Origin of the sequence: Hyphobacterium sp. (assembly GCF_965229905.1) — a bacterium.
Taxonomy (GTDB): Bacteria; Pseudomonadota; Alphaproteobacteria; order Caulobacterales; family Maricaulaceae; genus Hyphobacterium.
Genome location: NZ_OZ245930.1, coordinates 164,587 through 177,618, shown reverse-complemented (window position 1 = coordinate 177,618; position 13,032 = coordinate 164,587). Strand labels below are relative to the sequence as shown.

Sequence of the window (13,032 nt, the reverse complement as noted above, 5' to 3'; positions counted from 1 at the left end):
GTTGGAAATGAACGTCGGACGTCTCAATCACATCGGCATCGCCACGCCGGACATTGCGGCGACGCGGGATGCCTATGCCGCGCTCTACGGGCTGGAGAAGGCCACGGAAATCAAGGAATTCCCGAAGCTTGGCGTAAAGGTCTGTTTCATCGATACCGGCAATACCGAGCTGGAACTCCTTGAGCCGCTTGGCGCCGAAAGTCCGGTCAACAGATTCCTCGAAAAGAACCCGAAGGGCGGCCAGCACCATCTCTGTTTCGAAGTGCCGGACATCATCGCCGCCCGCGATGCGATGCGCGGCAAGGGCGCTACTGTTCTCGGCACCGGTGAGCCCTATATCGGCGCTCATGGCGTGCCGGTAATTTTCGTCCATCCCAAGGACACTCACGGCGTGCTGATTGAACTCATGCAGGAACCCGCATGAATCTGACCCGCCTCATCCAGTCCGCGATTGTTGCGATTTTCGTCATCGCACTTGTCGCGCAGCTATTCCTGCCCTCCGGCGGTATCAACTTCATCACCGGGATCGCCATCTATCTGACCACCTGGTGGGTGGTGCTGTTTACCATTCTGCCGCTCGGCATTACGGGGCAGGCGGAGAGCGGGGAGGTGATCCAGGGCACGGAATCCGGCGCGCCGATCGATCCCGGCCTCAAACGCAAGGCTTGGCTGACAACGGTCGCCGCCGCCGTGATCTGGTTGATCTTGTTCGCCGTGTTTGAATTCGGACTGATCTCGCTCGACGATATTCCCTTCATTCCGGGTTCGGATGCCTGGGACGCCTAAGGGCGCACAAAAAAGGCCATCAATCGCTGTCCCCAGCGGCGCTCGTAGAAGGGCTGTGCCTGCTCCCGGAAATATCGTGACGGTCCGTCCTCCGTCTCGGACAAAACCAGAATATCTACCGGCAGACCGTCAGGCGCATGATCGGCTGTGACATGGCCGAGACCCGTGGACTGAAGATCCAGTTCGCCATCAAGATCGAGTCCCAACAGAAGGCTGAAGGGACGATCGGTCGAGCTGTCCTTCATTAAGGCGATATAAGCCCGCCGGATGGCGCCGTGCCGGGCAAAGAGCCGCGTCAGTCCTTCGATCAGGGCCACCGGATAGTCTTTCGGTTGGCCGATCTCGACCGGCGGCGTGGCGTCATGGGGCTGGGCCGCAACAGGCGCAACGTCGCCCGTCGCCAGCAGACGCTCAATGTCTCTGGGCGAGAAGGCGTGGCCATGCGGTTGGCCGGGATTGAGAATGAGGCTTTTGCCACGGGTGGAGTCGAACAATTCGCGCCCCAGTATGGCGAGATAGCTCACCTGCCGCTCGACCGATTGTTGCAAGGCGTCAAGCGATGTGAAGAACGGGATGTAGGTCTGACCGTCCGCGCCGGTCCAGTGTTCAAGCGAGAGCGTGTCGCCGGCGGCGATCCGGAAGGGCTGGTCGGCGGGCGAATCCGGTGCGTGGCCAATCGCGAAAATACGCGAGCCGAGCACCAATTTAAAGAAAACCGACCGCGACGCGGCATCGCTGGCCGCCTGCGACAGCGCATATTCGAGCTCATTTCGCGGAAACGGATCCATCGTTTCTGTCAACTGTCACGCTCCGATTCCTGTCCCATTTTTGCATGTTCCCGCGACATCAACAGGACGCTTACGAGGACGATTGCAAATCCGGCAATATGGCTCCACCTGAAGGGTTCATCGAGCAGCAGATAGGACAAAAGCAAGGCCGAGCAGGGCATCACCGCCATAAAGCCGGCGGCGGTCGAGCCGCTCGCCCGGGAAACGCCCGCATACCAGACCCAACTGCCCAGGGCGAGCGTGCCGGCCCCATACCAGACAAGCGCCACCCAGCTGGCAGCAGACACCGTCGTCCAGTCCCAACCCCAAGCCTGCCAGAGTGCAAAGGGTGCAAACAGCGGGATCGATAACGCTGCGGCGAGAAAGGCGACCAGCACAGGCGAAACCGTCTCCGTGGTCCGGCGGCCCATCAGCGTGTAGACGGCTTCGCAACACACGGCCGCGAGCACCAGCAGGCTGCCCCACAGCAGCAGGCCGCCACTCTCGCCGGCGCTAAGCAGATTTAAGGTCAGTACGCCAATGACGGCCAGGCCGATGGCGAGCGCCTTGGCACGCGTTAAACGGTCGCCGAGAAACGCTATGGCGCCGATGGCCGTGATGGCCGGCGCGGTACTCATCACGACGGCTCCGGCCGCGCCGGGAATGAGGCGCATCCCGTAGAGCATCAGCAGCGTGAAACCGAACATGCCGAACAGCGCGATGATTGCAATCCGCATCCAGTCCGCACGGGATAGGCGCGGGACGGTTCCGAAATGGCCGATCGCGACCGGCAGCAGCACCAGCGTCCCGATGAGAACACGGAGCTCCGCCGCCAGCAGCACCGGAAAGTCCTGGCCGATTATGCGGCTGACCGGTGTCGCGGAACCGAACAGGGCCATGCCGGAAATCAGCATGGTGAGTGTTATAAGCGTCGAGTGTGTAGGCTTGCCGGACATCGTCCATAGCATTGATTGTGGGGAGGTTCTGTCAATCGCGTGAATGATTATATCGCCGCCGCTTGCGGCGCCGCGGCCGTCGGTCTAAGCCGCTTCTACAACTCTTGCCGAAGTCCGGACCCCATGCGCCTGTCCCGCTATTTCATGCCCGTTCTCAAGGAAGCCCCTTCCGACGCCCAGATTGTGTCGCATCAGCTGATGCTGCGCGCCGGCCTGATCCGACAGGAAGCCGCGGGCATCTATGCCTGGCTGCCGTTGGGGCACCGCGTGCTGCGAAAGATCGAACAGATTGTACGCGAGGAACAGGACCGCGCCGGCGCGATTGAGCTCCTGATGCCGACCCTGCAGCTGGCCGATCTCTGGCGGGAGAGCGGGCGCTATGAAGACTATGGCCAGGAAATGCTGCGCATTGTCGACCGCCATGAGCGCGACCTGCTCTACGGGCCGACCAATGAGGAAATGATCACCGAGATCTTTCGCGCTTCCTGTAAGTCTTACAAGGACTTGCCGAAACTTCTTTATCATATCCAGTGGAAGTTCCGCGACGAGCGCCGTCCGCGTTTCGGGGTGATGCGCGGCCGCGAATTCTTGATGAAGGACGCCTATTCCTTTGATCTCGATGAGGAAACCGCGCGCCAAGCCTATAACCGCATGTTCGTGGCCTATCTCAACACTTTTTCGCGCATGGGCCTGAAATCCGTTCCGATGCGCGCCGATACGGGCCCGATCGGCGGCGACCTTAGCCATGAATTCATCGTGCTCGCCGAGACCGGTGAGAGTAAAGTTTTCTGCCATGCCGACCTGATCTCCATGGGCGCGCCCGGTCCGGGTGTCGATTTCGACAGCGATCTGCAGCCCATCGTCGACCAGCGCACCGCGCTCTATGCCGCGACCGAGGAGATGCACGAACCCGATCGCTTCACCGCCGAAGTGCCCGAGGACAAGCGCCTGTCGGCCCGCGGGATCGAGGTCGGTCACATCTTCTATTTCGGCACCAAATATTCCGAGCCGATGAAGGCTTTCGTCACCCATCCCGACGGCCAGGACCGGCCAGTGCACATGGGCAGCTATGGTGTGGGCGTCTCGCGACTGATGGGCGCCATCATCGAGGCCAGCCATGACGAGAGCGGCATCATCTGGCCGGAAAGCGTGGCCCCCTATGGCGTCGGCATCATCAATATGCGAGCCGACGATGACGCCACATCTGCGGCGTGCGCTCAGGCATACGAAACCCTGACAAAGGCCGGCAAAGAACCGCTGCTCGATGACACGGGCGAGCGCGCCGGCGCAAAGTTTGCCACCATGGATCTGATCGGCCTGCCTTACCAATTGGTCATTGGCCCGCGCGGCCTGAAAGAGGGCAAGGTGGAGGTCAAGGTGCGCCGTTCCGGCAAGAAGTTCGAAATGTCGCTGGAGGACGCGATCAACCGCCTCGCGGAAGGACAATTTGCCGATGGTTGAAGCCGGACTGGGCGGAGCCCGCCCGTTCTCGCCCTTCGAGTTCGTGATCGCGATGCGCTATCTGCGCGCCCGCCGCAAGGAAGGCGGCATTGCGCTGATCGCCATCATCTCCTTCCTCGGCATCATGCTCGGCGTCGCTGCACTGATCATCGTGCTCTCGATCATGAACGGCTTCCGGTACGAGCTGTTGAGCCAGCTCCTCGGCGCCCAGAGCCACGTCTATGTGGATGTGCGCAATCTGACCGAGCGGGAAATCAACGAGATTCAGACCGAGCTGATCGCGACGCCCGGCGTCCTCAATGCCGGCCCGCGCTATGAAGGCCAGGCCTTGTTTACGGCCAATGGCCAGACGGTTGGCGCGCAGGTGGTGGGCATCGAACCGGCCGATCTCGCCAATATCGACCGCATTTCAGCGGCACCGGGACCGGGCCAGCGCTATGGATTGATCGGCGGGACGTTCGAAACCTTCGGCGTCGGCGAAAACGGCGGCGACACCATCCTCATCGGGGCGGCGCTGGCGCGGCGTCTCGGCGTTCAGGAAGGCGATGAAATCACGCTGCTGGCGCCGAACGGCGCCTCCGGCCCGTTCGGCACGGTGCCGCGGCGCAAGGCCTATACGATCGGCGGCGTATTTACCGTCGGCGTTCACCAGTTCGACCAGGTCGTGACCTTCATGCCGCTTGAACAGGCTTTGCTGTTTTTCAGCCAGGACGGACCGATGACGATTGAGGCGCGGGTGCAGAACCCGGTCGAAATCGCCGAGACCATGGCCCAGGTCCGGCAGGCCGTTCCGGCCGGCACCATCGTCTTCGACTGGCGCGATCAGAGCCTGGCCTTCTACCAGGCCCTGCAGGTCGAGCGCTTCGCGATGCGATTGATCCTGTCCGTCGTGATCCTGATCGCCGCGCTCAACATCATCACCGGGCTGGTCATGCTGGTGAAGAACAAGGGACGCGACATTGCCATTCTGCGCACCATGGGCGCCACGCGCGGCGCGGTGATGCGGGTCTTCCTCCTGATCGGGACCATGATTGGCATGGTTGGCGCGCTCGGCGGGGCCGCCCTCGGCTTCCTGTTCGTGCTCAATATCGAAAGCATTCAGGGCTTCATCGAATTGCTGACCGGGGTCGATCCGTTCAATCCGGAAGTCTATTTCCTGACACGCCTGCCGGCCCGCATCGATCCTGGGGAGGTGAGTTTCGCCATCCTGTTCGGCCTGTTCTCGGCCTTCCTCGCCGCCCTGCCGCCAGCGTGGCGCGCGGCGCGGCTCGATCCGGTGGAAGCCCTGCGCTATGAGTAAGGCGGTGCTCTCCCTGCGCGGTGTGACCCGGACCTACAAGTCGGGCGAGGAAGACCTGCATGTGCTGCGCGGAATCGATCTCGACTTGCATCCGGGCGAGATTGTCGGCCTCATCGGCCCGTCAGGATCCGGCAAGTCGACCCTCCTGCATATCGCCGGCCTGCTTGAACCGCCCGATGACGGCAAAGTCGAGGTTGCGGGAATCGACGCCGTTAATGCCAGCGACGATGTCCGCACCGGGCTGCGGCGCAACCATATCGGCTTCGTCTATCAATTCCATCATTTGCTGCCGGAGTTCGACGCGCTCGAAAATGTCACCCTGCCGCGGCTCATTCATGGTGAAATGCGTCATAAAGCCATGCCGGAGGCCAGGCGGCTGCTCACCGCGCTAGGCCTCGGTGAGCGATTGACTCACCGGCCGGCAGAGCTGTCAGGCGGCGAACAGCAGCGCGTCGCCATCGCCCGCGCCTTCGCCAACAATCCCAAGATTATTCTCGCCGACGAACCGACCGGCAATCTCGATCCGGATACTTCCGATGCGGTCTTCGACAGCTTCCGCAAAGCGGCGCGGGAAGAGGGCGTTGCGGCGCTCGTTGCCACCCACAATATCGCGCTCGCCGAGCGGATGGACCGGGTGCTGACGCTTGCTCACGGGCAGCTTGTTACCTTCCAACACGCGGAATAGTCGCGCTTTTTCACGTTAACGAAAAACTTCTTGGCAAGCAGAACAAAACGTGAAAGAACATAAGCAGAACACGACGAGACGTGAGGGAGACAATCATGAAACGCTTGCTGGCAGATGCGACTTCCGCGGCCGCCATTCTGGGCTTCGGCTGGATGATATTGATGTGGACATCCATCCTCCTGGCCTGACCATTTTCGATCGGCTCTGCTAGGAGTGAGTCGCGGCTAAGGGAGCGATTTTCATGAGCGAGGAGCGGGACGGTTCGGGCACCGGTTTTGTCCATCTGCGGACCCGCTCTCCCTATTCGCTTCTGGAAGGGGCGATCCCGATCGCGAAAATGGCAGAGCTGGCGTCCGCCGACGGTATGCCGGCCGTCGGTCTGACCGATACCAATAATCTTTTCGGCGCACTGGAATTCTCAGAACTGCTCTCCGGGGCGGGTCTGCAGCCCATCACCGGCTGCACCCTGTCGATACGCCTGACCGACCCCCGCCCCGGAGATGCAGCCCAGCCCGACGGCACCATCGTCCTGCTGGTGGCCAACGAGGCCGGCTACCGGAATCTTCTGAAGCTCACGAGCGCGGCCTTCCTCGATGTCGGCGCAACCGAATTGCCGCACATCACGGCCGGCAAACTCCTGAAGCACGCCGAGGGGCTGATCGCGCTGACCGGCGGACCGGACGGCGTGCTCAATCGCTGGATTGTCGAGGGGCGCAAGGCCGAGGCGGCAGACTGGCTGACCCGTCTGTCGGAAGCCTTCGGAGACCGGCTTTATGTCGAGCTGCAGCGCCATGGCCGGCGCGAGGAGCTGATCGCCGAGGATTGGCTCGTCCCGGCCGCCTATGAACGCGGCCTGCCGCTGGTCGCCACCAATGAATGCTTCTTTCCGGACCGTGACATGCATTCCGCGCACGATGCACTGCTCTGCATCGCCGAAAGCGAGTATCTGACCGTCGAGAACCGGCGCCGGGTGACGCCGGACCATTTCTTCACCAGCGGCGAGGAGATGCGGGCCCGTTTCGAGGACCTGCCCGAGGCTATTGCCAATACGATCGAGATCGCGCGCCGCTGCGCCTATCGCCCGCACACACATGATCCCATCCTGCCGAGCTTTCCCACCGAAGACGGGCGCGACGAGCTCGCCGAATTGCGCGCGCAGGCCGAGGCGGGGCTACGCGAGCGCCTCGAAGCCAATGAACCGGCCGAGCCGGAAAATGCCTATTGGGAACGCCTCGAGATCGAACTCGAGATCATCGGCAAGATGGGCTTCCCCGGCTACTTCCTGATCGTCGCCGATTTCATCAAATGGGCCAAAGCCCACGACATCCCCGTGGGTCCGGGACGCGGCTCGGGCGCCGGTTCGCTGGTCGCCTGGTCGCTGACCATCACCGATCTGGACCCGTTGCGGTTCGGCCTGCTGTTCGAGCGCTTCCTCAATCCAGAACGGGTGTCCATGCCGGACTTCGACGTCGATTTCTGCCAGGAACGGCGCGGCGAGGTGATCCGCTATGTGCAGGAGCGCTATGGCGCCGACCATGTGGCGCAGATCATCACCTTCGGCACGCTTCAGGCGCGCGCCGTGGTGCGCGATGTCGGCCGGGTGCTGCAATTGCCGCTCGGCCTCGTCGACAAGATCGCCAAGCTCGTCCCGGCCAATCCGGCCAATCCCGTGACACTCGCCGAAGCGATCGAGATCGAACCGCGCCTGCGCCAGTTCGGCGAGGAGGAGCCGGGCGTCGCCCGTCAGCTCGAAATCGCGCTCAAGCTCGAAGGCCTCTACCGAAACGCGTCGACCCATGCCGCCGGCGTCGTGATCGGTGACCGGCCGCTCGACGAGCTGGTCCCGCTCTATCGCGATCCGCGCTCCGACATTCCGGCCACCCAGTTCAATATGAAATGGGTCGAGCCGGCGGGCCTGGTGAAATTCGATTTTCTGGGCCTCAAAACCCTGACCGTGATCGCCCGCGCGGTAAGCTATATTGAGCAGGCCGGGGGCGAGGTGCCGGATCTCGAGAATGCCTCGTTCGACGATACCAAAGTCTACGACCTGCTATCGACCGGCGCAGGCATCGGTGTGTTCCAGATGGAATCGTCCGGTATGCGCGACACGCTGGCGAAGATGAAGCCGGACAAGATCGAGGATCTGATCGCCCTGATCTCGCTCTATCGTCCGGGGCCGATGAAAAATATCGACGTTTATGTCGACCGGAAATTCGGCCGTGCCGAAGTCGATTATCTGCATCCCGACCTCAAACCGGTCCTCAACGAGACCTATGGCGTGATCATCTACCAGGAACAGGTGATGCAGATCGCGCAGATCCTGTCCGGCTATTCGCTCGGCGAAGCCGACCTGTTGCGCCGCGCCATGGGCAAGAAGAAAAAGGACGAGATGGCGCGCCAGAAGGTGCGCTTCCTGGAGGGCGCCGAGGCCAAGGGCGTATCCCGCGGCAAGGCGGAATTCATCTTCGAACTGGTCAATGAATTCGCGGGATACGGCTTCAACAAGTCGCACGCTGCCGCCTATGCCGCGATCGCCTACCGGACCGGATTCCTCAAGGCCAATCACCCGGTCGAATTCCTCGCCGCGCTGATGAGCCTCGACCGCAACAATGTCGAGAAGCTCGCCGTGTTCTTCCAAGAAGCGCGGCGCATGGACGTCGCGGTGCGGCCGCCGGACATCAATCTTTCCGAGGCGGATTTCTCGGTGAAGGACGGCGCGGTGATCTATTCGCTCGGCGCGATCCGCAATGTCAGCCTGTCGGCGATGGAAGCCCTGGTGGCCGAGCGGAACGCCAACGGGCCGTTCAAGGATCTGTTCGACTTTGCCGAGCGGGTCGATCCGCGGCTGTTAAACAAGCGCACGCTCGAAAACCTGGCCCGGGCCGGTGCGTTCGACAGTCTGGAACCCGATCGCGCGCAGGCCTTCGCGGCAGCCGAGACCCTGTGTGCCATGTCCGCCAAGGCGCAGGAAGAGCGCGATACCGCCCAGGTCAGCCTGTTCGGCGATGCAGCCCCGGACGAGGGCGGTCTCGCCCGGCCGAAACTGCCCGACGTGCCGCCCTGGACGGCGACGCAGCGGCTCGATGAGGAATTGTCCGCCATCGGCTTCTATCTCTCCGGGCATCCGCTCGATGACATGGCCGACATGCTCGCCCGGCGCGGAGTCGTGTTTGTCGCCGATGCGCCGGACCGTGTCGCCGATGGCGCCAGCGCCATCCGCATGGCCGGCGTCGTGCGCCGCCGTCAGGAACGGGTGTCGCAGAAGTCCGGAAAGCGCTTTGCCTGGGTGACGCTGTCCGATCCGTCCGGCGAGTTCGAAGTGCTGGTCAATCCGGACATGTTGCAGGCTTTCCGGGATGTGCTCGAAGTCGGCGCCTCGGTGATGATCGGCGTCAGCATTGACGACAAGGAAGAGCAGCTCCGCTTCTTTTCCGAAAGTATCGAGGCGCTCGATGAAGCGCCCGCCGCCGACGGTCTGCGCATCCGGCTTGAGCCGGCCGCGCTCGACAGCGTCAAGGCGCGGCTGAACCGCGCGGCCGACAGCGCAAAGGGCGAGGGCGTGGTCTATCTGGTTCTGGCCGTCGCCGAGGGCGGCGAGGCCGAATTGCGTCTTCCGGGCCGTGTGCCGACCAGCCCCCCCGTTCAGGCCGCACTGCGCGGGGTAAAGGGCGTGGAGAGCGTCGAGCTGATCTAACGCGCTTGTTCACCTGCCCGAATGGGCTTGCGCGCAACGCATTCCCCTTCTATATGCCGTCGCGATCACGCACGCGGAACTTCGGCGCGGCCTGTGTTGGGTCCGTCGCTCCGGTGTCGCGGTTGGCAATTCCGCCGGCCCGACTCCGTTCCGCGGAGGCCAACCGGAAAAGGATATGATCAATGGCACTGCCTGAATTCTCCATGCGCCAATTGCTGGAAGCTGGCGCACACTTCGGACACCAGACCCACCGCTGGAACCCCAAGATGAAGCCTTTCATCTTCGGCGACCGCGCCAACATCCACATTATCGACCTGTCCCAGACGGTGCCGCTTCTGCACCAGGCGCTGGTTCGCGTCCGCGACGTGGCCGCCAAGGGCGGCCGGATCCTGTTTGTCGGCACCAAGCGGCAAGCCTCGGAAATCATTGCGCAGAACGCCAGCCGTTGCGCGCAATACTACATGAATAACCGTTGGCTCGGCGGTACGCTGACCAACTGGGCGACGATCTCGAAGTCCATCGCCCGCCTGCGCGAACTCGAAGAGCTGCTGGGCGACGAACAAGCGTCCGCCGGTTTCACCAAGAAAGAGCTGCTCAATCTGACGCGCGAGCGCGAAAAGCTGGAATTGTCGCTCGGCGGCATCAAGGAAATGGGCGGCACGCCCGACCTGATGTTCGTCATCGACACCAACAAGGAAGCGATCGCGATCCAGGAAGCCCGCAAGCTGGGCATCCCGGTGATCGGCATAGTCGACACCAATTGCGATCCCGATCCGATCGATTTCCCGATCCCGGGCAATGACGACGCGGCGCGCGCCATCTCGCTCTATTGCGAGCTGGTCGCGGACGCTGTGCTCGACGGCATTACGCAAGGCCAGGCCGATCTGGGTGTCGATCTCGGCGCGGCGGTCGATCCTGCGGTCGAAACCGCGCTGACCGAAGAGCCGTCCGAGGACACCGCTGCGGCCGAAGCCGCCGCCGTCGCGGAAACGTCAGACAAATCAGCTAACGAAGCGACCGAACAGAAAACCGAAGGCTGACCACCGCCTTCCAAGGCAATACGGATATCAGGAGTAGACCGATGGCTGGAATTACTGCCGCCCTCGTGAAGGAACTGCGCGACATGACGGGCGCAGGCATGATGGATGCCAAGAAGGCATTGACCGAAACCAATGGCGACATGGATGCCGCCGTCGACTGGCTGCGCACCAAGGGCCTGTCGAAAGCCGCCAAGAAGGCCGATCGCGTGGCCGCCGAAGGCCTCGTCTCGATCGCCGTCAAGGACGGCGTCGGCGTCGCGGTTGAAGTCAACTCGGAAACCGACTTCGTCGCCAAGAATGCCGACTTCCAGTCGATGGTGAAGGACATCACCGCGGCGGCGTTTACTGCGGCCGATGTTGAAGGCCTGAAGGCGGCCGAAGTGAACGGCAAGACCGTTGCCGATCATATCACCGACAAGATCGCCAAGATCGGCGAGAACATGTCGGTGCGCCGCCTGGCGCGCATCGAAGGTGGCAATGTAGCCGCCTACGTCCACAACGCGGCCGTTGACGGCATGGGCAAGATCGGCGTGCTGGTCGCGATCGACGGCGACAATATCGATTTCGCTCGCCAGGTTGCGATGCACATTGCCGCGATCAACCCGGCCTCGTTGTCCGAAAACGATCTCGACCCGGCAATCGTTGAAAAGGAACGCACCGTGCTCACCGAGCAGGCGCGCGAAAGCGGCAAGCCGGAAAACATCATCGAGAACATGATCAAGGGCCGGATGAAGAAGTTCTTCTCCGAAGTAACCCTCCTGAACCAGTCCTTCGTGATCGATCCGGACAAGACGGTTGCTCAAGCCGCCAAGGATGCCGGCGTCGCCATCACCGGCTTCATCCGCATGGAAGTTGGCGAGGGCGTCGAGAAGAAGTCGGAAGACTTCGCCGCCGAAGTGGCCGCCACGGCCAAGGGTGGCTAACCAATGTCCGCGCCGGAGCCTTACCGCTCCGGCGCTTTTCTTTTAGGCTGCGCCCCATGACTGATTCTGCCGGAGACACGCCGCAGCGAGGCGCCAAGACGCTCTATAAACGCGTCCTGCTCAAGATTTCCGGCGAAGCCCTGATGGGCGATCAGCAATTCGGCATCGACCTCAACGTCGCCGAGCGCGTGGCGCAGGAAGTGGCCAACGCGGTGGCCAATGGCGTCCAGGTCTGCCTGGTCATCGGCGGCGGCAACATCTTCCGCGGACTGTCCGTGGCCGCCAAGGGCATGGATCGCGCCGCAGCCGACTATATGGGCATGCTGGCGACGGTGATGAATGCGCTGGCAATGCAGAATTCACTGGAACGCATTGGCGTCCAGACGCGGGTCCAGTCGGCCATTCCGATGACCTCGATTGCCGAGCCTTACATCCGCCGCCGCGCCATCCGGCACATGGAAAAGGGCCGCGTGGTGATCTTCGCCGCCGGCACCGGCAATCCGTTCTTCACAACCGACACGGCGGCTGCATTGCGCGCTGCGGAGATGGGCTGTGAAGCCCTGTTCAAAGGCACCCAGGTCGACGGCGTCTATTCCGACGATCCACGCAAAAACCCGGACGCCGAACGCTATGAACAGCTCGACTATCTGCAGGTGCTTGCCCAGGACCTGAAAGTGATGGACGCTGCAGCGGTGACATTGATGCGCGAGAACGCCGTGCCTATCGTGGTGTTCAACATTCACAAGCCGGGCGAATTCGCACGCGTTCTGGCAGGCGAGGGGACCTGCACCACCATCGGCGAACCGCGCACGGCTCAATAACAACAGGGGAAAACCCATGAGCTCGACAATCGACCTCAAGGATCTGAAACGCCGCATGGATGGCGCCATCGACGCGCTGCACAAGGATTTCGGAAGCCTGCGCACCGGCCGCGCGTCGGCCAGCCTCCTCGATGCCGTTCATGTCGAGGCTTATGGGTCGCCCACGCCGATTAACCAGGTCGGGACGGTGTCGGTTCCCGAGCCGCGCATGATTTCGGTCCAGGTCTGGGATAAGACCATGGTGGCCGCCGTCGACAAGGCGATCCGCAACTCGCCGCTCGGCGTTAATCCGGTCGTCGAAGGCACGCTGTTGCGCATCCCGATCCCGCCGCTAAACGAGGAACGCCGCGCCGAGCTAGCTAAGGCCGCCAGCGCCTATGCCGAGCATGCCCGCGTGGCGATCCGCAATATCCGGCGCGACGGCATGGACACGCTCAAGCAAATGGAAAAAGACGGCGAGATCAGCGAGGACGAGCTGAAGTCACAGTCCGACAGCGTCCAGAAACTGACCGACGATTATGTCGGCAAGGTGGACTCTTCGCTGAAATCCAAGCAGGACGAGATCATGCAGGTCTAGGCCTGTCCGGCTTGGGAGGTGT

The 13,032-nt window shown here is 62.5% G+C and carries 12 protein-coding genes; 10 read left to right on the top strand and 2 right to left on the bottom strand.

The window, feature by feature from the left end:
• Positions 1 to 7 precede the first annotated feature (7 nt).
• Both mce and ACO08C_RS00945 read left to right on the top strand, forming a co-directional pair.
• Entirely contained in the window at positions 8 to 424 is a 417-nt protein-coding gene (gene mce, locus ACO08C_RS00950; RefSeq protein WP_421786722.1) for a methylmalonyl-CoA epimerase, read from the top strand.
• Entirely contained in the window at positions 421 to 786 is a 366-nt protein-coding gene (locus tag ACO08C_RS00945; RefSeq protein WP_421786720.1) for a DUF1467 family protein, read from the top strand. The genes mce and ACO08C_RS00945 overlap by 4 nt, the downstream gene beginning before the upstream one ends.
• Here the strand turns inward: ACO08C_RS00945 and ACO08C_RS00940 are convergent.
• Both ACO08C_RS00940 and ACO08C_RS00935 read right to left on the bottom strand, forming a co-directional pair.
• A complete protein-coding gene (locus tag ACO08C_RS00940; protein WP_421786718.1) occupies positions 783 to 1,586 on the bottom strand; it encodes an enhanced serine sensitivity protein SseB C-terminal domain-containing protein in 804 nt (267 codons plus the stop codon). The genes ACO08C_RS00945 and ACO08C_RS00940 overlap by 4 nt on opposite strands.
• Entirely contained in the window at positions 1,583 to 2,509 is a 927-nt protein-coding gene (locus ACO08C_RS00935; protein WP_421786716.1) for a DMT family transporter, read from the bottom strand. Before ACO08C_RS00935 ends, ACO08C_RS00940 begins: the two co-directional genes overlap by 4 nt.
• 123 nt (positions 2,510 to 2,632) lie before the next feature.
• Here ACO08C_RS00935 and proS point away from each other — a divergent pair, with 123 nt between their 5' ends.
• The 8 genes from proS to frr all read left to right on the top strand — a co-directional run bounded on the left by proS (position 2,633) and on the right by frr (position 13,010).
• Positions 2,633 to 3,970, top strand: coding sequence for a proline--tRNA ligase (gene proS / locus ACO08C_RS00930; RefSeq protein WP_421788741.1), 1,338 nt, complete (start codon positions 2,633 to 2,635; stop codon positions 3,968 to 3,970).
• Positions 3,963 to 5,270 carry a lipoprotein-releasing ABC transporter permease subunit gene (locus ACO08C_RS00925; protein ID WP_421786714.1) on the top strand — a complete coding sequence of 436 codons (1,308 nt, stop codon included), beginning with the start codon at positions 3,963 to 3,965 and terminating at the stop codon, positions 5,268 to 5,270. The genes proS and ACO08C_RS00925 overlap by 8 nt, the downstream gene beginning before the upstream one ends.
• Positions 5,263 to 5,955, top strand: coding sequence for an ABC transporter ATP-binding protein (locus ACO08C_RS00920; protein WP_421786712.1), 693 nt, complete (start codon positions 5,263 to 5,265; stop codon positions 5,953 to 5,955). The genes ACO08C_RS00925 and ACO08C_RS00920 overlap by 8 nt, the downstream gene beginning before the upstream one ends.
• Positions 5,956 to 6,196: 241 nt before the next feature.
• On the top strand, positions 6,197 to 9,649 hold the full coding sequence (gene dnaE, locus ACO08C_RS00915; protein ID WP_421786710.1) for a DNA polymerase III subunit alpha: 3,453 nt from the start codon (positions 6,197 to 6,199) through the stop codon (positions 9,647 to 9,649).
• Between the two features lie 182 nt (positions 9,650 to 9,831).
• Positions 9,832 to 10,689, top strand: a complete 858-nt coding sequence (gene rpsB / locus ACO08C_RS00910) for a 30S ribosomal protein S2 (protein WP_421786708.1) — start codon at positions 9,832 to 9,834, stop codon at positions 10,687 to 10,689.
• A gap of 41 nt (positions 10,690 to 10,730) precedes the next feature.
• Positions 10,731 to 11,612 carry a translation elongation factor Ts gene (gene tsf / locus ACO08C_RS00905; RefSeq protein WP_421786706.1) on the top strand — a complete coding sequence of 294 codons (882 nt, stop codon included), beginning with the start codon at positions 10,731 to 10,733 and terminating at the stop codon, positions 11,610 to 11,612.
• 56 nt (positions 11,613 to 11,668) lie between these two features.
• Entirely contained in the window at positions 11,669 to 12,433 is a 765-nt protein-coding gene (pyrH, locus tag ACO08C_RS00900; RefSeq protein WP_421786704.1) for a UMP kinase, read from the top strand.
• A gap of 16 nt (positions 12,434 to 12,449) precedes the next feature.
• Positions 12,450 to 13,010 (top strand): ribosome recycling factor, encoded by a 561-nt coding sequence (gene frr, locus ACO08C_RS00895; RefSeq protein ID WP_421786702.1) that lies wholly within the window; start codon positions 12,450 to 12,452, stop codon positions 13,008 to 13,010.
• Positions 13,011 to 13,032 lie beyond the last annotated feature (22 nt).